This window comes from Tardiphaga sp. vice304 (assembly GCF_007018905.1).
GTDB lineage: Bacteria > Pseudomonadota > Alphaproteobacteria > Rhizobiales > Xanthobacteraceae > Tardiphaga.
The window spans coordinates 854,550-875,716 of sequence record NZ_CP041402.1 but is presented as its reverse complement, the minus strand read 5'-3'; the positions used below and the strand labels follow the sequence as shown (position 1 = coordinate 875,716).

General features: G+C 64.5%; 20 protein-coding genes. 7 read left to right on the top strand and 13 right to left on the bottom strand.

Going from position 1 to position 21,167, the window contains the following annotated elements; all coding sequences use genetic code 11:
* Window positions 1-49: 49 nt before the first annotated feature.
* Window positions 50-433 (bottom strand): tautomerase family protein, encoded by a 384-nt coding sequence (locus tag FNL56_RS04160; RefSeq protein ID WP_143571726.1) that lies wholly within the window; start codon window positions 431-433, stop codon window positions 50-52.
* Window positions 434-540: 107 nt separating this feature from the next.
* Between FNL56_RS04160 and FNL56_RS04155 the strand changes: the two genes are divergently transcribed.
* Window positions 541-1,392, top strand: coding sequence for a LysR family transcriptional regulator (locus FNL56_RS04155; RefSeq protein ID WP_143577517.1), 852 nt, complete (start codon window positions 541-543; stop codon window positions 1,390-1,392).
* Between the two features lie 124 nt (window positions 1,393-1,516).
* Window positions 1,517-2,530, top strand: coding sequence for an LLM class flavin-dependent oxidoreductase (locus FNL56_RS04150; RefSeq protein WP_143581792.1), 1,014 nt, complete (start codon window positions 1,517-1,519; stop codon window positions 2,528-2,530).
* 3 nt (window positions 2,531-2,533) lie between these two features.
* On the opposite strand, the gene FNL56_RS04145 is transcribed toward FNL56_RS04150, so the two are convergent.
* The 9 genes from FNL56_RS04145 to FNL56_RS04105 form a co-directional block, all read right to left on the bottom strand.
* Complete coding sequence (locus tag FNL56_RS04145; protein WP_143571723.1) at window positions 2,534-3,163, bottom strand: hypothetical protein; 630 nt, start codon at window positions 3,161-3,163, stop codon at window positions 2,534-2,536.
* A 92-nt stretch (window positions 3,164-3,255) separates the two neighbouring features.
* Window positions 3,256-3,501, bottom strand: a complete 246-nt coding sequence (locus FNL56_RS04140; protein WP_143571722.1) for a hypothetical protein — start codon at window positions 3,499-3,501, stop codon at window positions 3,256-3,258.
* Between the two features lie 143 nt (window positions 3,502-3,644).
* A complete protein-coding gene (locus FNL56_RS04135; RefSeq protein ID WP_143581791.1) occupies window positions 3,645-5,702 on the bottom strand; it encodes a hybrid sensor histidine kinase/response regulator in 2,058 nt (685 codons plus the stop codon).
* A complete protein-coding gene (locus FNL56_RS04130) occupies window positions 5,699-7,192 on the bottom strand; it encodes an ATPase domain-containing protein (RefSeq protein ID WP_143571720.1) in 1,494 nt (497 codons plus the stop codon). The genes FNL56_RS04135 and FNL56_RS04130 overlap by 4 nt, the downstream gene beginning before the upstream one ends.
* A gap of 88 nt (window positions 7,193-7,280) precedes the next feature.
* Window positions 7,281-8,054, bottom strand: coding sequence for a thioesterase family protein (locus tag FNL56_RS04125; RefSeq protein WP_143577515.1), 774 nt, complete (start codon window positions 8,052-8,054; stop codon window positions 7,281-7,283).
* Window positions 8,055-8,276: 222 nt separating this feature from the next.
* Window positions 8,277-9,245: an NAD(P)H-dependent flavin oxidoreductase gene (locus FNL56_RS04120; RefSeq protein WP_143571718.1), complete on the bottom strand. Its 969-nt coding sequence runs from the start codon at window positions 9,243-9,245 to the stop codon at window positions 8,277-8,279.
* A 139-nt stretch (window positions 9,246-9,384) separates the two neighbouring features.
* Complete coding sequence (locus tag FNL56_RS04115) at window positions 9,385-9,957, bottom strand: hypothetical protein (RefSeq protein WP_143571717.1); 573 nt, start codon at window positions 9,955-9,957, stop codon at window positions 9,385-9,387.
* A 46-nt stretch (window positions 9,958-10,003) separates the two neighbouring features.
* Complete coding sequence (locus FNL56_RS04110) at window positions 10,004-10,585, bottom strand: YqaA family protein (RefSeq protein WP_143571716.1); 582 nt, start codon at window positions 10,583-10,585, stop codon at window positions 10,004-10,006.
* Between the two features lie 169 nt (window positions 10,586-10,754).
* Window positions 10,755-11,147, bottom strand: coding sequence for a hypothetical protein (locus tag FNL56_RS04105; protein WP_143571715.1), 393 nt, complete (start codon window positions 11,145-11,147; stop codon window positions 10,755-10,757).
* Window positions 11,148-11,382: 235 nt separating this feature from the next.
* Between FNL56_RS04105 and FNL56_RS04100 the strand changes: the two genes are divergently transcribed.
* The 5 genes from FNL56_RS04100 (at window position 11,383) to FNL56_RS04080 (ending at window position 18,476) form a co-directional block, all read left to right on the top strand.
* The gene (locus FNL56_RS04100; RefSeq protein WP_143571714.1) at window positions 11,383-12,432 is read left to right on the top strand and encodes an ABC transporter substrate-binding protein; all 1,050 of its coding nucleotides are present in this window, start codon (window positions 11,383-11,385) and stop codon (window positions 12,430-12,432) included.
* A 97-nt stretch (window positions 12,433-12,529) separates the two neighbouring features.
* Window positions 12,530-14,323 carry a glucan ABC transporter ATP-binding protein/ permease gene (locus FNL56_RS04095; RefSeq protein WP_143571713.1) on the top strand — a complete coding sequence of 598 codons (1,794 nt, stop codon included), beginning with the start codon at window positions 12,530-12,532 and terminating at the stop codon, window positions 14,321-14,323.
* A gap of 205 nt (window positions 14,324-14,528) precedes the next feature.
* Window positions 14,529-15,965, top strand: a complete 1,437-nt coding sequence (locus tag FNL56_RS04090; RefSeq protein WP_246660851.1) for a D-alanyl-D-alanine carboxypeptidase family protein — start codon at window positions 14,529-14,531, stop codon at window positions 15,963-15,965.
* Between the two features lie 112 nt (window positions 15,966-16,077).
* Window positions 16,078-17,766, top strand: a complete 1,689-nt coding sequence (locus FNL56_RS04085) for a long-chain fatty acid--CoA ligase (protein ID WP_143571711.1) — start codon at window positions 16,078-16,080, stop codon at window positions 17,764-17,766.
* Between the two features lie 224 nt (window positions 17,767-17,990).
* Window positions 17,991-18,476, top strand: a complete 486-nt coding sequence (locus FNL56_RS04080; protein WP_143571710.1) for a peroxiredoxin — start codon at window positions 17,991-17,993, stop codon at window positions 18,474-18,476.
* Window positions 18,477-18,678: 202 nt separating this feature from the next.
* On the opposite strand, the gene rnhA is transcribed toward FNL56_RS04080, so the two are convergent.
* Genes rnhA through ispH form a run of 3 tightly spaced genes read right to left on the bottom strand, consistent with a single transcriptional unit; the run spans window position 18,679 to window position 21,067 of the window.
* Window positions 18,679-19,122: a ribonuclease HI gene (gene rnhA, locus FNL56_RS04075; RefSeq protein ID WP_168202852.1), complete on the bottom strand. Its 444-nt coding sequence runs from the start codon at window positions 19,120-19,122 to the stop codon at window positions 18,679-18,681.
* Window positions 19,119-20,099 (bottom strand): homoserine kinase, encoded by a 981-nt coding sequence (locus FNL56_RS04070; protein WP_143571708.1) that lies wholly within the window; start codon window positions 20,097-20,099, stop codon window positions 19,119-19,121. The genes rnhA and FNL56_RS04070 overlap by 4 nt, the downstream gene beginning before the upstream one ends.
* A gap of 5 nt (window positions 20,100-20,104) precedes the next feature.
* Entirely contained in the window at window positions 20,105-21,067 is a 963-nt protein-coding gene (gene ispH, locus FNL56_RS04065; protein WP_143571707.1) for a 4-hydroxy-3-methylbut-2-enyl diphosphate reductase, read from the bottom strand.
* Window positions 21,068-21,167 lie beyond the last annotated feature (100 nt).

Sequence of the window (21,167 nt, the reverse complement as noted above, 5' to 3'; positions counted from 1 at the left end):
GCGCAGCGCGTGGCGACGCAATCCGGGGCAGCGAGCGCGCAGACCCCCATCACTTGACGTACTGCGCCTCGCCCATCCCGAACGACCAATTCTCCGGCAGCACCTCGACGAGATTGATGAACACGTCCTCGGGCCGCAGCCCGGGATCGGCAGCAAGTAACTCGACGATGCGCCGGTATAGCGCCCGCTTCTTCTCGCGCGTCCGGGTGTTGCTCACCGTGAGCTGGATGATGACGAAGTCGTCGCTGCGGTCGATGCCGAGATAGAAACGGTCGAAGATGAAATCCTCGCCGTCATGCTCCGTGATCGTGACAAAGCGGTCGCGGTCCGGCACGTCGAACGTATCGCGCAGCGCCTGATAGACCGCTTCGGCAATCGCCTGGCGATAGGCGGACGGCTTGCCCCGCAGCAGTGAAATACGAACCAGCGGCATGGTGGTCTCCTGTGATCAATTCCGATGCCGCAAACCTAGCCCCACATTGATCATTGGAAAACGATATGAAATGATATTTCAATGATACCAGATTTAAATGGTGGCCGATGAAGACGCTGGATGTCGAAGCCGTGCAGGCCTTTGTGCTGGTGGCCGATCTCGCCAGTTTCACCCGAGCGGCCGAGGCGATGGGCAGCACCCAGTCGGCCGTTAGCCTGAAGATCAAGCGGCTGGAAAGCGGGCTCGGCAAGCGGTTGTTGGAACGCACGCCTCGGCTGGTGCGGTTGTCATCGGAGGGGACCGCGTTCCTGGCGTCTGCCCGCCATCTGGTCGCCGCGCACCAGGCGGCGCTCGGCGCGTTTGCGGTCGAGCGCCGCCGCCTGGTGGTCGGGATCAGCCATCATCTGGTCGGCGCCGATCTGGCGCAGGTGCTGACGCGCATGAACGCGACCGATCCCGCGCTGGTCATGGAGCTGCATATCGAGACGTCGCGCCTGATGCTGGAGGCGTATGACAGCGGCACCCTGGACGCCGCGATCGTGCTGCGCCACGATTCCCGCCGCCGCGACGGCGAGCTGTTGCTGACCGAGGAATTCGGCTGGATGGCCTCGCCCGACTTTCGTCATCAGCCCGGCGAGCCGTTGCGGCTGGCCACCCAGGCCGAGCCCTGCAACGTGCGCGCGATGGCGATCGGTGCCCTCGATGCCGCAGGTGTCGCGTGGGAGGAAGTGTTCGTCGGGGGCGGGGTCGCGACCATCGGCGCGGCGATCTCGGCGGGCCTCGCGCTTGCCGCGCTGGTTCGCCGGGTGGCACCAGCAGGCAGCGTCGATGTCGGTCCACGGCTCGGCCTGCCGAAATTGCCTGATGGCGAGGTGATGCTGCATTCCAGCCTCACCGACGCCCGGGCGCGCGGCGCGCTGCGTACGCTGGGCGCCGCCTTTCGGTCCCATGCACGCTGAGGCGGCGACGATACGATCGCTCGGCACTGAGGTGTACGGCAATCCGGAATGGCACGGCTGCGCTGGCGATCCCGGCGCCTCGTGCCTAGATACCGTAGAACGGCAAGCCGCCCAGGAGCCACCCATGACCGTGCTTTCGATCCTCGACCTCGTCCGCGTCACCCAGGGAACCGACGCGCGCGGGGCGCTCGACAATGCGCGCGACCTCGCCGCGCATGCCGAGCAATGGGGCTACCAGCGGTTCTGGGTCGCCGAACACCACAACATGGCCGGCATCGCCAGCGCTGCCACCTCGCTGGTGGTCAGTCACATCGCGGCCGGCACCAAGACCATCCGCGTCGGCGCCGGCGGCATCATGCTGCCCAACCATGCGCCGATCGTCATTGCCGAACAGTTCGGCACGCTGGCGCGGCTGTATCCGGGCCGCATCGACCTCGGGCTCGGGCGCGCCCCCGGCACCGACCAGATCACCATGCGCGCGCTGCGCCGGACGATGACGAATTCCGACAATTTCCCGCAGGACGTGATGGAGCTGCAGGCCTATTTCGCCCCTGTCGGGCCGAACCAGAACATCCAGGCGGTCCCCGCCGCCGGCACCGACGTGCCGCTGTGGATCCTGGGCTCCTCGACCTATGGCGCGCAGCTCGCCGCCGCGCTCGGCCTGCCCTACGCCTTTGCCTCGCATTTCGCGCCGGAGGCCTTGATGCAGGCGCTGCAGATCTACCGCGAGCGCTTTGAGGCGTCCGAGCAGTCGGCGAAGTCACATGCCATGGTCGGCGTCAACATCATCGCCGCCGATACCGACAAGGAAGCGAACCGCCTGTGGACCACGCAGCAGATGTCGTTAACCAACATGGCGCGCGGCACCCGCGGCCTCAGCCAGCCGCCGATCGACGATATCGAAACCTACTGGTCGCCCACCGAGAAGATGCAGGCGATGCGGATGCTGTCGCTGTCCATCGTGGGATCGAAAGAGACCGTGCGCGCCGGCATCGCGGCCCTGGTCGCCAAAACCGGCGCGGATGAATTGATGATCGTGTCGGACGTCTACGACCACCAGGCGCGGCTGCATTCCTACGAGCTGATTGCGCAAGCCAACGCGCAACTCGCCGACGCGCCGGTCAGCGCGGTCGCCTAAAGCTCAGATCGCCGACGCGACGGCGTTGAGGCCGATCAGGCGGGCCAGCGATCGCACTTCGCGCTTCTGGTCCTCGCGCAGCTGAACCAGCAACGGCATCGCGGCCGACTTCAACTGCTGGACCTCGGCGCTGGCGGGATCGAGCGGCGCGCTGCCACCGGGATTGGCGAGACGCGCCGCGTGAATCTTCCGCGCGACGGCGCGCAGCGCGTCTTCCACGGCGGGCCAGTTCTGCTGCTGTGCGGCGGTGAGGTTGAGCCGGCCCTTGATGGCGGCGATCTGCGCGTCGCTGAGCAGCGAATAGTTTTTGTGGCCGGACGGCGCGGCCAGTTTCGGCCTGGCGGGCTGCTGCGAGGGGATCACGATCGGCGCCAGTACAGTATTGCCCGGGCCGGCCAGCGGACTATCCGACGCGAAGGCCTGGCGCAGCGAATCCTCGGCCAGCGCGAAGGGGGCCGTGACCAGCCGGTCCTTCTTGTTTTCGCGATTGGCCACCGGGCCGCGCGTCACCGCCACTGAACTGACGGCGGCCGGGTCCGGCGATGGCGCGCTGTCGCGGCCAAGGATCGCCGCCACGGCGGCGCCGACCACGATCACACCGACCAGCGCCAGAATGAGCAGCGTTCGCGTCAAGCCACTCCTCCGTTATCGACGAACCGCCTTTATCGCCGTGAGATGTGCCGGCGAATTGCGGCTGAACCATGCCGCGGCGGTATCGCGATACGTCAGGCGGCGACGAGACTATAGGCTTCCTGGATGTCAGAGACGATATCGGAAGCCTCCCACAGCGCTTCCGGTTCGACTCGCTCGATGCAGATGGTCCAGTTCGCGCCTTTCGAGCTGCGCGGGCTGGAAACGACGTCGAAAGCGACATCGCGGCACAGCGGATGGCGTTCGAATGCAAAGGCGACCCGCGCCTTGATCTCCTCGATTGACGCCGGTGTCTTCGCAGAAAAAACAGCGAGGTCCATGACAGCTCCCCGAGCCAGGCCGCGATATGCGGCCGATCCTGGGCTATTGATGGAACCAACATGGTTAACAGATGGTAAATTCCGCAGCCCGCTGCATTACGGCCCCGGACAAGCCGCCCACGACCGGGATGGCGTAGCGGCTGCTACCCCAGCAACTGGTCGAGCCGCTCGCGCAGCTGCTCCTGATGATATGGCTTGGCCAGCCGCGGCAGATCAAGCTGTGCCCCTTCGGGCAAATCGGCATAGCCGGTGGCCAGCAGGATCGGCAGCGACGGCCGCAGCTCGCGGGTCGCGGCCGCCAATTCGATGCCGGTCATGCCCGGCATCACATGGTCGGTCATCATCAGGTCAAGCGGCTCGCCGCTGTTGAGGATGTCCAGCGCGTGGCGGCCGGAATTGGCGCCGATGATGCGGTGGCCGAGGTCTTCCAGCATTTCCGTCGTCGACATCGCAATCAGCGGGTCGTCGTCGACGAACAGGATCACCGCCGACCGCGCGGCCTGGCGCGTGACCTCGGCGGGACCGACGGTTTCCAGCGCCTTGGTGGTCACCGGCAGGATCAGCGTCGCGGTGGTGCCGCAGCCGACCACACTGGACAATTCCAGCGTACCGCCGAGTTGCACGGCCAAGCCATGCACCATCGAGAGCCCGAGCCCGGTGCCCTTGCCGACCGGCTTGGTCGAAAAGAACGGTTCGATCGCCTTCGTCAGCGTCTCCGGCGACATGCCGCCGCCATTGTCGATCACCGAAACCTTGAGATAGTCGCCGGGGTTGAGGGCCGCGTCACCCTTGCCGGCGCTGTATTCAGACACCCGGATATCGATCGAGCCCCCGTCCTGCATCGCGTCGCGGGCGTTGATCGCCAGGTTGAGGATGGCCAGCTCGAGCTGGTTGGCATCGATCCGCGCCGGCGGCAGGCCATCGGGAATGTCGAGCCGCAGCGCCACGCGCGGCCCGAGCGAACGCTCCAACAGATCGATCATGCCCCGGATCAGGCCGCCGAGATCCACGGCGACGGCCTTGAGGTCCTGCTGGCGCGCGAAGGCGAGCAGCCGCTGCGTCAGCGAGGCGCGGCGTTCGGCGCCCTGCAGCGCGCCGTCGATCAGCCGATGCAGGCGCGGATCGTCGGGAATCCGCTTGCGCAGCAATTCAAGATTGCCCATCACGGCCATCAGCAAATTGTTGAAATCATGCGCGACACCGCCGGTGAGCTGACCGATGGTTTCCATCTTCTGCGCCTGGCGCAGCTGCTCCTGTGCACGCTCGCGGGCGGCGACCTCCTTCATCAGGTCGGCGGTGCGCTCCTCGACACGCTGCTCGAGCGTCGCCGTGAGCTCCGCCAGCGCCGAACGCTCGGACGTCAACTGGTCCAGCAGCGTATCGCGCTCGATGTCGGAGGTCTTTCGCGCGGTAATATCGACGCAAACGCCGACCAGCGACCGCGCTTGGCCATCGGGATGACGGACAATGCGAGCGCGCGTCTCGACCCAGTGCACCGAACCATCGGGCCAGACATTGCGGTACTCGACATTGTAGTCGGCGCCGTGCCGCAAGGCGGCGTCGAGCTCGACCTGGCGACGCTCGCGGTCATCGGGATGAATGGAAGCCTGCAGATCGTCGAACGTGAAAGGCTCGGTCGGGCCGCGCCCGAAGAAGGACTTGCAGGTATCCGACAGCTCCAGCTCCATGCCCGGCAGATGCAATTCCAGCGCACCGAGGCGCCCGGCATTGAGCGCGGTCTGCAACAGCCCCTCGCTCTCGCTCAGGTTCTCGAGAATGGCGCGGGTCTGATACTGCCGGCGCCGGCCGCGCACGGCGGAGCCGATCACCGAGATCAGCGTCGTCGGGTGAAAAGGCCGCTCGATGAAGGTGACGTTGCCGAGCAGATGCCCGAGCCGTGCGGCGTCTGGATTTCGCTCCGGCCCGCCGCCCTGATGTGTCAGCAGCACGATCGGAAAATCCGACCATGACGGCTGTTCGTGCAGCCATTTGCCCAAACCGCGCAAATCGGCTGTCTTGATGGCTTCGTCGGCGATCACCGCGCAGCCGGCGCCGCCTTCGATCTCGTGCAGCAGTGTCGCGAAATCCGGACAGGCCTGTGCGTAATAGCCGGCCTCCCGGATCAGTGCTTCAGCCACAACGGCATCGCGCCCCTTTGGCGCGAGAATTACTGCACGCTCGGAGGACAGACCGGGTTTCACGTGGCCTGCTCCTCCAGCAATGCGGCGCCGCTATAGATCGGCACGCCACGCAGCACGCCCTGGAATTCGGTCAATGGCGCGCCGATGGTCAGTCCGCGATGATCGATCCGGTATTCGCGGATCGTGTCCTCATGGCTACCGGTGCGCTTCTTGATCACCGAGACGGCGCGCCGCACGCTGCCAGTGGCTTCAAAGTAGCGCAGCAGGATTACCGTGTCGGCAAGATAAGTGACATCGATCGGCGCCTTCATGTCGCCCACCAGCCCGTGCTGTGCCACCGTCATGAAGGTCGCCGCACCGCGTCGGTTCAGATACTGCAGCAGCTCGTGCATGTGCAGGATCAGCGAATTTTCCTCCGGCATCGCCGCCTGGTAGCCGTTGAGGCTGTCGATCACCACGGTCTTGATATCGTGCTCGTCGATCTGCCGGCGCACCCGATGGGCGAATTCGCCGGGCGACAATTCGGCGGCGTCGACCTGTTCGACGACCAGATGCCCGGACTTCTGCATCGCGGCGAGATCAATGTTCATCTTCTTCATGCGATCGAACAGCAGTCCCAGCTCCTCGTCGAATACGAACAGCGCAGCCTTCTCGCCGCGTCGGATCGCGGCGACGACATTGGTGATGGCGACAAGCGACTTACCGGTGCCGGCAGGCCCCAGCACCAGCGTGCTCGACCCGGTCTCGATGCCGCCGCCCAGCAGCTTGTCCAATTCGGCAATGCCGGATGACTTTGTCGAGCGCGCCAGCTGGCTGCGATATTCCGAGGCCACCAGGCGCGGAAACACGTTGAGGCCGCCCCTGGTGATGGTGAGGTCGTGATAGCCGCCGCGAAACTTGACGCCGCGATATTTGATGACGCGGGCGCGGCGGCGCTCGGCGCCGTAGGCCGGCGCCAGTTCTTCAAGCCTCAGCACCCCGTGCGCGACGCTGTGCACGGTCTTGTCGGCGACCTCGGCAGTGAGATCATCAAGCAGCATGACCGTGGTGCCGAACCTGGCGAAGTAATGCTTGATGGCAAGGATCTGTCGGCGGTACCGCAACGAGCTCTGCGCCAGCAGCCGGATTTCCGACAGGCTGTCGAGCACGACGCGCATGGGCTGCACGCGCTCAACGGCCTCGAAGATCTGCTTGGTGGTTTCGCCAAGTTCGAGGTCGGAAGAGTACAGCAGGCTTTGCTGCTGATCGGAATCCAGCAGGCTTTCCGGCGGCAGCAGTTCGAACACCTCGATGCCGTCACCGAGCGTCCAGCCGTGCGACGCCGCACCATCGCGCAGTTCGGCTTCGGTTTCCGACAGGGTGATGTAGAGCCCCTTTTCGCCCCGGCGTGCGCCCTCCTGCAGGAACTGCAGCGCGACGGTCGTCTTGCCGGTGCCGGGCGCGCCTTCGACAAGGAAGACATGACCGCGCGAAAAACCGCCCGAGAGAATATTATCCAGACCCCATATTCCGGTCTGGGCTCTGTCGGATAATGCTGGCATCGAACTCATACGGCCCCCTAACGGCCAATAACCTCCATGCAATCAGACGGTTCCATCGTCGACTGGATTTTTCGCATGTCTGGAAGCGTACCCAAGCCTATCGCTTTTCGATCACCAGGCTCTGCACCGCGCGGCCAAAATAGCCGTTGACGTCGGCAAGTTTCGAAGCCGCCAGACCGGTGCCGTCCGGACCGATCCAGCTTTCGGAATCCAGCAGGATCCAGTCACCGACCGGCGGTCGCGCCAGGCTGACGGTGAGGTCGGCATTGAGGAAGGTCCAGTGCTCGAACGGCAGCACCGCCGAAGAGCCGTTGCTGAAATCCGCGGCGACCACGGCGCGCATCACCTGCGAGGTGGCGGCGCCTTCGATCAGGGACCGGTCGAGCCGGTACCACATCGCCCCCGGACCCGATGCCATCAATCCACCGCCGCGCACCACGCAGGTTGACAGGCCGCTCATGAAGGCATTGCCGGGCCGGCGGTTCAACGGCAGGCCGCTATCCGGCCCCGGCAGCGCAAGCGGCGGATCGGTGATCTCCGGCGGCAGCGGCTGCGGCTCGCTGCGCATCTTCAACACGCTGGCGCGCGCGACAATCACGTTATTGGCAAGCAGGGTGATACCGCAGAGCTGGATTTTCCGTCCCTCGCGCAGCACCTCGGTCTGATAGGTCAGCGGCGCCACCGGCACCGGCCGCAACAGATCGATGGTCACGCGCACCACCTGCATCGGCGATGCCGTCGGCATCTGCTCGGCCAGATAGGTCACCAGCGCCGATGGCGCGGAGCCGTGCTGCATGGTCGCATTCCAGGGACCGGCGGCATGCGGTGTGGTGAGGACGTGGTGGCCGTCGAGCTGGTAAATGAAGTCCATCGGAACGGGGAGCTTTCTTACTTCCTTCTCCCCTCGCGCGAAGCGAAGCTTCGCTAGGTGGGAGAAGGTGGCGCGGGCGAAGTCCGCGACGGATGAGGGGGAGCGACAGGCTCGGAGTCTGTGGCACCCCCTCACCCGTCTTCGCTTCGCGAAGCCACCCTCTCCCACCTAGCGAAGCTTCGCTTCGCGCGGGGGAGAGGGAAGGAAGAGCGGCGCGTTAAACTACAGCGCCGGATCGATCGCTTCGTCGTATTCCTTCTTCAATCGCGCGACCAGTTCGGCAACCGGTACCACCTTGGCTACGCTGCCGATGCCCTGGCCGCTGCCCCAGATTTCCTTCCAGGCCTTCGGCTTGGCGCGCTCGCCCGACGCATCGGTGCCGAAGTTCATCTTGGTCGGATCGGACTCCGGCAGGTTGTCGGGGTCCATGCCGGCGGCGACGATCGAGGGTTTCAGATAGTTGCCGTGCACGCCGGTGAACAGGTTGGAGTAGACGATGTCTTCGGCCGTCGAGGTGGTGATCATGTCCTTGTAGCCCTGCACCGCGTTGGCTTCGGTGGTGGCGATGAAGGCCGAGCCGATATAGGCGAAGTCGGCGCCGAGCACGCGCGCGGCGCGGATCGCGCGGCCGTTGGCAATGGCGCCGGACAATGCGATCGGGCCATCGAACCACTGCCGGGTCTCGGCGACGAAAGCGAGCGGCGAGATTTCGCCGGCATGGCCGCCCGCGCCGGCGCAGACCAGCACCAGGCCGTCCGCGCCCTTCTCGATCGCCTTGTGCGCGAACTTCTGGTTGATCACGTCGTGAAACACGATGCCGCCCCAGCCATGCGCCGCCTGGTTCAACTCCTCGCGGGCCCCCAGCGAGGTGATCATCATCGGCACCTTGTGCTTCTCGCACAGCGCCATGTCCTGCTCGAGCCGGTTGTTCGACTTGTGGACGATCTGGTTGACGGCAAAAGGCGCCGAGAGACGGTCGGGATGCGCCCGGTCGTGGGCGGCGAGTTCTTCCTTGATCTGCGACAGCCATTCGTCGAGCAGCGCCGCGGGACGTGCGTTCAGCGCGGGAAACGATCCGACGATGCCGGCCTTGCACTGCGCGATCACAAGCTCGGGCCCCGAGATGATGAACAGGGGCGAACCGATCACCGGAATCGTCAGGCGGTTCTTGAACAAAGCAGGCATCGACATGGGAATTCCTCGGTTGCTTTTCTTGGCGGGATCGCGGGCACGGCGTCTTTGCGCCGGCCGTTCTGGCGGGCGGACGATGCCAGAAGCGAGGCCAACATGGCAATCGCGCCGCAGCCAGATCGGCTGCCCGAAAAAGCAGCTATTGGCAGAGCGCCCGCGTGACGAAATTCTCGGTCTTGCAGTCGCCCTCTTCCGGCTTGCGGCCGGGTATCATCGCCTTCGGCGAGCAGCTCTGCGCGGCATCGGTATCCATGCTCTTGCCCTCCTTGAAGCCCTTGCTCTGGCACAACCGGTCGGAGGCGGTCTTGCAGTCCGGTGCACCATTGGCGGCAAGCGGGCAGGCCATGCGGCCTTTGACCATCGTGGTCATCTTCGGCATCACATCGAGGCTGTCGCCGGGCAGCTTCAGCGCCGGCAATGCCGGCCACATGGAGGTGGAGTTGTTGAACAGCTTGCCTAGTTCATGGATCAGGCCGGGATTTTCCGGCGGCGCGGCCGGTGGCTCCGGAGCCGCCTGCACCACGGCCGGCGGATCGGGCGGCACCACCGGTCCCGGCGCCGGCGCGATCTGGATGATCACCGATTTGGACGTCGCGGCAGGCGGCGTCTGCGACCAGGCACAGGCCACGGCCGCGGCAAGCACAAAGGTAGCCAACACCGCAACAAGGAAGCTGCGCAGCAGGAGGCTCAGCGGGTTCGCCTGATCAGACATGGTTGGAAACGTAGCCCGGTGTCGGCGCCGGGGGAAGCGCTTCGGATCAAACCAGGCGGAAGGCAAGGACGAAGCCGAGCACCAAGGCCATCGCTGCGAGGGTGACGACCAGACCCAGGTGCTTCTCGATGGTTTCACGGATAACGACGCCATAACGATTCAGCAAAACCGCGACAAGGAAGAACCGACCGCCGCGCGCGATCAGCGACATAGCGATGAACATCCAGATGTTATAATTGGCGAAGCCTGACGTGATGGTGACAAGCTTGAACGGGATCGGCGTCAGGCCCTTCAGCAGGATGATCCACGCGCCGTATTGCGCGTAACCCTCGCGAAACGCTTCGACCTTGTTGCCATAGCCGTAGAAGTTGATGACCCACTGCCCGACGGAATCGTACAACAGGGCGCCGATCGCATAGCCAACCAGGCCGCCCGCAACCGAGGTGATGGTGCAGAACGCGGCGTAGAACCAGGCCTTCGGCGGCCGGGCCAGCGACATCGGGATCAGCATGACATCCGGCGGGATCGGAAAGAACGAACTTTCCGCGAACGACACCATTCCCAGGATCCAGAGCGCATAGGGCTTGTGAGCGGCGTCGATGCACCAATCGTACATTTTTCTGAGCATGGCCGCGATGAACCATCCTCATCGCGATTTGTCCATGCCGGGGATATGACGATCTGCTGGATCGAGCTCTGAACCGCGACAATTGGTCGCCAGAATACGCACAGGCGACACGCAGCAACGCCGGCCGCGGGTGGGCGGCCGACGTTGTCCTCGACTTCAGGCTAGGCGATCAGTAATGGCCGTAGTAACCCGGACCATATCCGCCGCCGCCGTAATAGGCAGGGCCGCCGCCATAATAGCCGGGGCCGCCATGATAATAGCCGGGGCCGCGGTCGTAATAATAATCGCGGCGGTGCTGGGAGGCCGCAATCGCGCCGATCGTACCGACAATACCGGCAAACGCGGCCAGTCCGGCCGCATTACCGTTGCCCCGTCGGGCATAGTGCCGGCGACGTTGCGAACTGAAGTCGGTGGCGTCGCTGGCGCCCTGCGTCGTTACGCCCTGTTTGGCCGCCGGCGCGGCCATGACGGCCGTCGGCGCTACTGCCGCGATAGCCACCGCGGCGACGGTCGCCAGAACGGCGGCGCGGGCGGTGGTTGAAAACCTGCTGTGTGCGAACATCTGAATGTCCTTCCGTGGTCGCTGACCCCTGCGGGGTTCGAACAGTCAACCCGCCGAAGCACTATGGGTTCCCGAACCCCAATGCAGGGTGAACGCTCGGTGTCGATTTCAAGGCAGTCACCCGCCGTTCAGCTTTGGACGATAGGGTGCGGGGCGGAAGATGTCGCATGCCGGCGACATCCATCGAACCTGTCGTCGTTGTGACACTTGGCACGGGTCCTGCTGTGGTTTGCCAATGACATCTTCCGCACCCCATCTCCCGAGACGGCTGACCTGGCTGGTCGGCATGCTGCTGCTGGCCGGTACCGCGCCGGGCCGCGCCGTGGAGCCGGCCAAGTCCCCGGCCACGATCCAGTTCACACTCGACCGGCCGATCGACGCGATCGCCGCTCCTTTTGTGCTCGCCAACGTCCGCGGACTGTACCGCGCCGAAAATCTGGTGGTCTCCACCAATGTGGCGGCAGGTAGCAAGGAGACGATCGCGCGCGTGGCCGCGGGCGCCAGCGACATGGCCCTGGCCGATCTCAACGCGCTGATCCGCTACCGCGACGCCGCCGATGCGGCGCCGGTCAAGGCGGTCTTCGTGCTGCTGAACAAGGCGCCCTATGCCGTGATCGCGCGGCGCAGCCGCGGCGTCACCGGGCTCGCCAGTCTCGAGGGCAAGACGCTGGGCATCGCCGACGGCGATCTGGCGATCCGGCTGTGGCCGGCGCTGGCGAAGCGCAACGACATCAAGCCGGCCAGCGTGAAGCAGGAAAAAATCAGCTCCGCCGTGCGCGAGCCGATGCTGTCGGCCGGCCAGGTCGATGCCGTCACCGGCTTCTCCTACGCCTCCCCGGTCAATCTGCGCGACCGCGGCGTGCCGTCCGCCGACCTTGCGGTATTTCGCTTCGCCGATTATGGCAGCGCCGCCTATGGCCTTGCCATCGTCGTCAATCCGAAATTTGCGGCGGAAAAACCCGACGCGGTAAGCGGCTTCCTGCGCGCCGTGACGGCCGGCACGCAACTGGCGATCCAGCAACCGGACAAGGCGATCGACGCCGTATTGGCGGAAATGGACAACGGAACGCGTGAACTCGAACTGGAGCGACTGCGTACCGTGCTGGCCGACAATATCCTGACCGACGATGTCCGCCGCGACGGCCTGGGCGGTATCGACGCGACACGTTTCGCCGCCGCGCTGGATGAGATCGCCGAAGACCACGTCTTTCGCAAGCGGCCGGCAGCCGCGGAGATTTTCGACGGATCACATCTTCCGCCGTTGGCCGATCGCACCATCGACTGACGAAATGAACTGGAACAAGGTGCCGGCGCGGGTGTATAGCGGCATCAACCGGCCCGGTTACGCCGCGATCTTTCCTTTCTAGCTGCGAGTGCATCCCATGATCCGCATCTACACTCGCGTGCTGCAATTGCTTGGCCGCGAGCGACGGCTCGGCTGGATTCTCGCCGCCGCCAATCTGCTGCTGGCCGGCGCGCAATTCGCCGAACCGGTCCTGTTCGGCCGTATCATCGATGTGCTCTCCAGCAAGGCCGCCACCGGCCCGCAGGACGCGTCGGCATCGCCATGGCCGCTGCTGGCCGCGTGGGCCGCGTTCGGGCTGTTCGGCATCGTTTGCGGTGCCATCGTCTCGCTCTACGCCGATCGGCTGGCGCACCGCCAGCGCCAGAAGGTACTGACCGATTATTTCGAACACATCATGCACCTGCCGCTGATCTTTCATACCGGCACCCATTCCGGCCGATTGATGAAGATCATGCTGCAGGGAACGGACGCGCTATGGCGGGTCTGGCTCGGCTTTTTCCGCGAACACTTTGCGTCGATCGTATCGCTGCTCGTGCTGCTGCCGCTGTCGGTCTACATCAACTGGCGGCTGGCGATCCTGCTGGCCGTGCTCTGTGTGGTGTTCTCGGTGTTGACCACGCTGGTGGTGCGCAAGACGTCGGGCATGCAGAGCGAGGTCGAGGCGCAATACAGCGATCTGTCGGCGCGTGCCTCGGACTCGCTCGGCAATGTCGCGCTGGTGCAGAGCTTCGCCCGGGTCGATGCCGAGGTTCAGGGACTGCGCACCGTCGCCGACCAATTGCTGATGGCGCAGATGCCGGTGCTGTCGTGGTGGGCGATGGTCACCGTGATGACCCGCGCCTCCACCACCATCACGGTGCTGGCGATCTTCACGGTCGGCATCGCCCTGCTGCAAAAGGGCCTGTGCACGATCGGCGAAATCGTGATGTTCATCTCGTTCGCCACCATGCTGATCCAGCGGCTCGAACAGGTCGTCGGCTTCATCAACAGCGTGTTCATGGAAGCGCCGCGGCTCGAGGAATTCATCAACGTGCTCGACACCGTGCCCGCCGTGCACGATCGCTCCAATGCGGTCGATCCGGGACGGCTGACCGGCGAGGTCGAATTCCAGAACGTGTCATTCTCCTACGAGCGCGATCGTCCGGCGATCGAGGACCTGTCGTTCGTGGCCCGACCGGGCCAGACCATCGCGCTGGTCGGCGCCACCGGCGCCGGCAAATCGACCGCGATCGCGCTGCTGCATCGGGCTTTCGATCCGCAATCCGGTTCGATCCGGATCGATGGCATCGACATCCGCGACATGACGCTGGCCGGGCTGCGCCGGAACATCGGCGTCGTGTTCCAGGAGCCGCTGCTGTTCAACCGCTCGATCGCCGACAATCTTCGCGTCGGCAAGCCGGACGCAACCGATGACGAATTGCGCATCGCCGCCACCCGCGCCCAGGCGATCGACTTCATCGACCGTGGCGAGCGCGGCTTCGAGACCAATGCCGGCGAACGCGGCCGTATGCTGTCGGGAGGCGAACGGCAGCGGCTGTCGATCGCCCGGGCGATCCTGAAGGATCCACCGATCCTGGTTCTGGATGAAGCGACCAGCGCGCTCGACGCGGTGACCGAAGCCAAGCTCAACGTGGCTCTCGACGAAGTGATGCGGGGTCGCACCACCTTCGTGATCGCGCACCGGCTATCGACCATCCGCAATGCCACGCATATTCTGGTATTCGATAGCGGTCGCGTCATCGAAAGCGGAACGTTCGATGAACTGGTGGCGCGCGGCGGGCATTTCGCCGATCTCGCCAACGCGCAATTCATGGTGCAGGACCATGCCCGCGCGAGCGTCGCCACGCCCGACGGTGCAACGACGCTGTAGCCGCCAGGCCGCGGTCGAAATTTGGCCCCTTTCATCGTCGAATTAGGGATCTTGACCACTGTTCTGATGATTTTAGCCGGTATAGGTTTGCAGCCGTCACCGTTTGATGGCCGGATCGTATGAAAATCCAGAACCTTCCACTCCAGGATGTCAGCCCGCGGCACAGCCGAGCGGCAGGCGACCGGACAACAATCGGAACCGGATAGTGCAGCTTCTTTCCGCCTCGTCTCGCCGGCTGTCCGCCAATTGGATCGTCCTCGTCGCAGCACTCGCGCTCGCGAGCTTCGCGCCGCGCGCCGTGCAGGCCGAGGCGTTGTTGGTGGTCGAAGTCGAGAGCGGCAAGGTGCTGCAGGCGGAAAACGCCACCTATCCGTGGTACCCGGCGTCCGTGACCAAGATCATGACCGCCTATGTGGTTCTGAAGGCGGTGAAGGAAGGCAAGATCAATCTCGACTCGCTGGTCACCGTATCGCCGATCGCCGCGGCACAGGCGCCGTCGAAGATGGGTTTCAAGGCCGGCACCCAGCTTACCGTCGAAAACGCGCTGACGATGATGATGGTGAAATCCGCCAACGACATCGCCGTGGTGCTGGCCGAAAATATCGGCGGCTCCGTCGACGGTTTCTCCGACATGATGAACGCCAATGCCGCGCGGCTTGGCATGACCCAGACGCATTACGTCAATCCGAACGGGCTGCCGGCCGATGGCCACGTCACCTCGGCACGCGATCTGGCGATCCTGGCGCGCGCCATCATTCACGACCTTCCCGAATATGAGTATTTCGTCCACATCCCGTCGATGAAGTTCGGCAAGCGCGTGACGCAGAACTTCAACCGGCTGATCGGCCGCTTCCCCGGCGCCGACGGCATGAAGACCGGCTTCATCTGCGCCTCCGGCTACAATCTGGTGGCCACCGCGACGCGCAACGGCAAGCGCCTGGTTGCGGTGGTGCTGGGCTCGAGTTCGGGCCAGGCCCGCGCCATAAAGGCCGCACAGCTCCTGGAGCGCGGTTTCGCCAACAACAATCTGACCTGGCTGCGCCCCGCACTCGGCACAGTCGATAATCTGGCGCCGATCGACGCCGCGCCGCCGAACCTGCGCGACGAGATGTGCGGCCCCAAGCGCAAGCGCCCGGCCTCCGACGCCGACGAAGAAACCGTCGCCAGCTCCGAGGCCGGCAGCGACAAGGTGATGACCTTCTTTGCCGCCGGCCTGCAGCCGCCCACGCTGCGGCCGGTCGACATGATCGCGGCGGCGCCGGCGCCGTCCGAGCCGGTCATCGTCTATATCGGCCCGAAAAAGACCGGCGCCGATCTGATCGCCGCCAATGCGGTGGAAGAAGCCAAACAGACCCCGAAGGCTAAACCGTCCAGGAAGCGGGCGGTCGCGGCGAAACCGGACGCGACCGACGGCAAGGATGCCAAGCCGTCCGCCGCCGGCAAGCCCGCGCTGAAGCGTGTCGTGATCCAGCCGGAGGCGCCGGCCAAGCCCGCCGCGGCGAAGCCTGCGGCAGCCGCCAAACCGGCGATAGCCGCTAAACCAGCGACGACATCGCCAGACAAGCCGAAAGCCGCAGCCCGGCCGGCGCCAAAGGCCACCACCGGCGAGGCCAAGCCGGCCGCGACCCCGCCGCGCAGCTAAGCCGTTGATCGCCCGCGACGAATGGACCGCCGCCAGATTGCGGCGCGGCTTGCTATCTGTTGCGGCTTTGCTCAATACTTCCCCAAAATAATCCAAGCCAAGGGGGAACGTCATGGAGCGAATCTGGCTCAAGCAATACCCGGCCGGCGTACCGGCCGATATCGACCCGTCGCAATATCCGTCGCTGGTCGCGCTGCTGGAAGAAAGCTTTGCCAAGTTTCGCGATCGCAAGGCCTTCATTTGCATGGACAAGTCGATCAGCTACCGCGAGCTCGACGAATTGTCGCTGGCGCTCGGCGCCTATCTGCAAAGCCGCGGCCTCGCCAAGGGCGCTCGCGTCGCCATCATGATGCCGAACGTGCTGCAACATCCGGTGGCCACCTCCGCCGTGCTGCGCGCCGGCTTTGCCGTCGTCAACGTCAATCCGCTCTATACGCCGCGCGAGCTCGAGCACCAGCTCAAGGATAGCGGCGCCGAAGCCATCATCGTGCTGGAGAATTTCGCTTCCGTCGTGCAGCAGGTGATCGGCAAGACCGCGGTGAAGCACGTCATCGTCGGCAGCATGGGCGACCTGCTCGGCCTCAAGGGCATGATCGTCAATCTGGTAGTTCGCCGGGTCAAGAAAATGGTGCCGACGTGGTCGCTGCCGGGCTCGGTGACGTTCAACGAGGCACTCTCCGCCGGCCGCAGCGTGAAGATGAACAAGCCGGCAATCGGCCCGGACGACGTCGCCTTCCTGCAATATACCGGCGGCACCACCGGCCTCTCCAAGGGCGCCACGCTGCTACACCGGAATATCCTGGCCAACGTGCTGCAGAACGACGCCTGGCTGCAGCCGGCGCTGCGCAAGCCGCCGCAGGTCGATCAGTTGTTCATCGTCTGCGCGCTGCCGCTGTATCATATCTTCGCGCTGACGGCCTGCTTCCTGCTCGGGATGCGCGCCGGCGGCGTCAACCTGTTGATCCCCAACCCGCGCGACATGGCGGGATTCATCAAGGAATTGATGAAGTATCAGGTCAACACGTTCCCCGCCGTCAACACGCTGTACAACGGCCTGCTCAACACGCCCGGATTCGATCAGGTGGATTTCTCCAAGCTGAAGATTTCCAATGGCGGCGGCATGGCGGTGCAGCGCGCGGTGGCGGAAGCCTGGGCGAAGCGAACCGGCTGTTCGATTGCCGAGGGCTACGGCCTGTCGGAAACCTCGCCGACGCTGACCTGCAACCCGGCCGACATGGACCAGTTCTCCGGCTCGATCGGCCTGCCGGTGCCGTCCACCTGGATCTCGATCCGCGACGACGACGGCAACGAAGTGCCGCTCGGCGAGCCCGGCGAGATCTGCGCCAAGGGCCCGCAGGTGATGTCTGGCTACTGGAACCGGCCGGACGAGACCGCCAAGGTGATGACATCAGACGGTTTCTTCCGCACCGGCGACATCGGCATCATGAACGCCGACGGCTACACCAAGATCGTCGACCGCAAGAAGGACATGATCAACGTTTCCGGCTTCAACGTCTATCCGAACGAGGTCGAGGAGGTGCTGGCCAGCCATCCCGGCGTGCTGGAATGCGCGGTGATCGGCGTCAGTGACGCCCGCACCTCGGAAGCCGTGAAAGCGTTCGTGGTGAAGAAGGACCCGAATGTCACCGCGGAGGACCTGATCAAGTTCTGCCATGCCGAACTGACCAACTACAAGGTGCCGAAGAAGATCGAATTCCGCACCGCGTTGCCGAAGACCAATGTCGGCAAGATCCTGCGCCGCGAATTGCGCGACGAGAAGCAGTCCGACGCGGCGGCGTGAGTCCTCCCACTCGGCCGTCATCCTGAGGTGCCGTCGCGCTTTGCGACGGCCTCGAAGGATGGCCGCAATCGCTAGCGCCCATGGCCGCATCCGTCGAGGCTCGCCCTTCGGGCGAGCACCTCAGGATGACGGGGACGGAGCTATTCAGCTCCCGCCCGCGTCAATTTCCTTCGATCACGAAAATGGTCTAAGAAACCCTCGCAAATTTCCTGGAGAGATCGACGATGACCATCAAAGTTGGCGACAAGCTGCCCGAGTCCAAGTTCCGCGTTATGACTGCCGAGGGTCCGGTCGAGAAAACCACCGACGACGTGTTCAAGGGCAGGAAGGTGGCGCTGTTCGCGGTGCCCGGCGCCTACACCGGCACCTGCCACAAGATGCACCTGCCCAGCATCTTCCTCAACGCCTACGCCATCAAGGACAAGGGCGTCGACTCGATCGCGGTGATTTCGGTCAACGACGCCTTCGTGATGAACGCCTGGAAGAAGGACACCGACCTGCGTGACGAGGCCATCTTCCTGGCCGACGGCAACGCCGATTTCGCCAAGGCGATCGGCATGGAAATGGACGGCTCCGGCTTCGGCCTCGGCATCCGCTCCAAGCGCTACTCGATGCTGGTGGAAGATGGAATCGTCACCAAGTTCAACCCCGAGCAGAGCTCGGGCAAGGTGGAAGTGTCCGGCGGCGATACGTTGCTCGGCCAGCTGTGAGCTGAAAGGCTCGCTTCTTTCTTCCCTCTCCCCCGCGCGAAGCGAAGCTTCGCTAGGTGGGAGAGGGTGGATCGAACGCGAAGCGTTCGAGACGGGTGAGGGGTAGCAGCAAGCTCCGCGCATTTTTGCTACCCCTCATCCGGCCCGGCCTTCGGCCGCGCCACCTTCTCCCACAAGGGGAGAAGGAAGAAGAGCCCCCTCGCTACTTCTTGTTCTTGTTCTCGATCAGCCCGTCGCGCGACAATTGATCGGCGCGTTCGTTCTCGACGTGGCCGGCGTGGCCCTTGACCCAGTGCCAGCGCACCTCGTGGGTCTGCAGCGCGGCATCCAACCGTTGCCAAAGATCGACGTTCTTCACCGGCTTCTTGTCGGATGTCTTCCAGCCATTGCGCTTCCAGCCGTGGATCCAGGTCATGATACCGTTGCGGACATACTGGCTGTCGGTGTGAAGATCGACGCTGCACGGCTTCTTCAGCGCTTCCAGCGCCGAGATCGCCGCCATCAATTCCATGCGGTTGTTGGTGGTGTGCGCCTCGCCGCCCTTCAATTCCTTTTCGGCATCGCCGAACTTCAGAATCGCGCCCCAGCCGCCGGGGCCGGGATTGCCGGAGCAGGCGCCGTCGGTATGGATCAGAACGGGGGTCATGCGGGCAATCCGGAAACTTCAACGCCGTAATCGGCCATGGTCTTCACCGATTGGTGGAAGCGCAGTTTCCGCACATATTCCAAGGGGTCCTTCAGCTGCACCAGGGCGCCGGGCGGCACGTTAAGCAGATCCACCAGCCGCGTCAGCAAGAACCGCAAGGCCGCGCCGCGCGCCAAGAGCGGCAAGGCTGCCTGCTCGGCCTCTGACATCGGACGCTCGCGGTTATAGGCCGCGAGAAACGCCCGCGCCTTGGTGACGTTAAAGGAGTGATCGGGCTCAAAGCACCAGGCGTTCAGGCATATCGCGACGTCGTAGGCGAACATGTCGTTGCAGGCGAAGTAGAAGTCGATCAGTCCGGACAATTCCTCGCCGAGGAACAGCACATTGTCGGGAAAGGCGTCGGCATGGATCACGCCGCTGGGCAGATCGCGCGGCCAGCGGCCTTCGAGATAGTTCAGCTCGGAGGCGAGGAATTCGCGCAAGCCCGGCTGCACGTCATTGGCGCGCGACGCGGCAGCGGCAAACAGCGGCCGCCAGCCCGACACGGACAGCGCATTCGGCCGGCTCATGGCGAAGTCCTGTCCGGCCAGATGCATCTTCGCCAGCGCGCCGCCGATGCCGGCGCAATGTGCAGCGTTCGGCTTGCGCGGCCACACGCCCTCGAGGAAGTCGATGATCGCGGCCCGACGCCCAGCGAGCGTGCCGAGCATGGTGCCGTCGCGCATCTTTACCGGCTCCGGGCAGGGAAGGCCGTGCGAAGCCAGATGCGACATCAGGCCGAGGAAGAACGGCAGATCGCCGACCGCCGTCCGCTTTTCGTACAGCGTGAGGAAGAACGATCCCGACGTCGTATGCATCAGGAAGTTCGAGTTCTCGACGCCTTCGGCGATGCCCTTGTAGGACAGCAGCTCGCCGATGTCATAGGCGGCGAGAAACTCCGACAATTCATCGGCGGTAACGTCGGTATAGACCGCCATGGAGATTACGCCGCGTCGGGACGCAGCGAGCGCGGCAGCGGGAAGAATTCGTTTTCTTCCGCGGCCGACACGGTCTCGACGTGCAGTTCGTAACGCTCGGCAAAGGCGCCCATGATCTCCTCGACGATCACTTCCGGCGCCGAGGCGCCCGCGGTGATGCCAAGGCTCTGGATGCCGTCGAACATCGACCAGTCCAAATCGGCAGCGCGCTGCGCCAGCACGGATACCTTGCAGCCCTCGCGCTCGGCAACTTCACGCAGACGCTGCGAGTTCGACGAATTCGGCGCGCCGACCACGATCAGCGCATCGACCACCGGCGCAACCTTCTTCACCGCAAGCTGGCGGTTGGTGGTGGCGTAGCAGATGTCTTCCTTGTGCGGCCCGTTGATGGTCGGGAAGCGGCTCTTCAGCACCTCGACGATTTCCGCGGTGTCGTCGATCGACAGCGTCGTCTGGGTCACGAAAGCGAGGTTGTTGGGGTCCTTCGGCGTGAAGGTCGCGGCATCATGCGCGGTCTCGATCAGTTCGACCGCGCCGACCGGCAGCTGGCCGAGCGTGCCGACCACTTCCGGATGGTGCGAATGCCCGATCAGCAGGATCTCGCGGCCGCGCTTGAAGTGGATCGCCGCCTCGCGGTGCACCTTGGTGACCAGCGGACAGGTGGCGTCGAGCGAGAAGAAATTGCGCTGCTTGGCGTCGGCCGGGACCGATTTCGGCACGCCATGGGCGGAAAACACCACCGGCGCCGAGGTATTGTCGGGAATTTCGGCCAGTTCCTCGACGAAAATCGCGCCCTTGGTCTTCAGGCTGTCCACGACATATTTGTTATGGACGATCTCGTGCCGGACATAGACCGGGGCGCCGTGGATCGCGAGCGCGCGTTCCACGGTATCGATGGCCCGTACGACGCCCGCGCAGAAGCCGCGAGGAGAACAAAGCACGATCTTGAGAGGCGGTTTGGCCGACATAAGGGGCAATCCAGGGGTTATCGAGGTCCGAAACACCGAAAACGGCCGGAACCGAGCGGTAAATTCGACAGATAATACGGCAAAGTGCCAGTTAGAGGAA

Bases quoted from the DNA above. Each gene is read 5' to 3' on its own strand.
- FNL56_RS04100 (WP_143571714.1), top strand. From the start codon at position 11,383: ATGACATCTTCCGCACCCCATCTCCCGAGACGGCTGACCTGGCTGGTC.
- FNL56_RS04105 (WP_143571715.1), bottom strand. From the start codon at position 11,147: ATGTTCGCACACAGCAGGTTTTCAACCACCGCCCGCGCCGCCGTTCTG.
- FNL56_RS04130 (WP_143571720.1), bottom strand. From the start codon at position 7,192: ATGAGTTCGATGCCAGCATTATCCGACAGAGCCCAGACCGGAATATGG.
- FNL56_RS04080 (WP_143571710.1), top strand. From the start codon at position 17,991: ATGACCATCAAAGTTGGCGACAAGCTGCCCGAGTCCAAGTTCCGCGTT.
- FNL56_RS04125 (WP_143577515.1), bottom strand. From the start codon at position 8,054: ATGGACTTCATTTACCAGCTCGACGGCCACCACGTCCTCACCACACCG.
- FNL56_RS04150 (WP_143581792.1), top strand. From the start codon at position 1,517: ATGACCGTGCTTTCGATCCTCGACCTCGTCCGCGTCACCCAGGGAACC.
- rnhA (WP_168202852.1), bottom strand. From the start codon at position 19,122: ATGACCCCCGTTCTGATCCATACCGACGGCGCCTGCTCCGGCAATCCC.
- FNL56_RS04140 (WP_143571722.1), bottom strand. From the start codon at position 3,501: ATGGACCTCGCTGTTTTTTCTGCGAAGACACCGGCGTCAATCGAGGAG.
- FNL56_RS04085 (WP_143571711.1), top strand. From the start codon at position 16,078: ATGGAGCGAATCTGGCTCAAGCAATACCCGGCCGGCGTACCGGCCGAT.
- FNL56_RS04120 (WP_143571718.1), bottom strand. From the start codon at position 9,245: ATGTCGATGCCTGCTTTGTTCAAGAACCGCCTGACGATTCCGGTGATC.
- FNL56_RS04110 (WP_143571716.1), bottom strand. From the start codon at position 10,585: ATGCTCAGAAAAATGTACGATTGGTGCATCGACGCCGCTCACAAGCCC.
- FNL56_RS04155 (WP_143577517.1), top strand. From the start codon at position 541: ATGAAGACGCTGGATGTCGAAGCCGTGCAGGCCTTTGTGCTGGTGGCC.
- FNL56_RS04160 (WP_143571726.1), bottom strand. From the start codon at position 433: ATGCCGCTGGTTCGTATTTCACTGCTGCGGGGCAAGCCGTCCGCCTAT.
- FNL56_RS04070 (WP_143571708.1), bottom strand. From the start codon at position 20,099: ATGGCGGTCTATACCGACGTTACCGCCGATGAATTGTCGGAGTTTCTC.
- ispH (WP_143571707.1), bottom strand. From the start codon at position 21,067: ATGTCGGCCAAACCGCCTCTCAAGATCGTGCTTTGTTCTCCTCGCGGC.
- FNL56_RS04095 (WP_143571713.1), top strand. From the start codon at position 12,530: ATGATCCGCATCTACACTCGCGTGCTGCAATTGCTTGGCCGCGAGCGA.
- FNL56_RS04115 (WP_143571717.1), bottom strand. From the start codon at position 9,957: ATGTCTGATCAGGCGAACCCGCTGAGCCTCCTGCTGCGCAGCTTCCTT.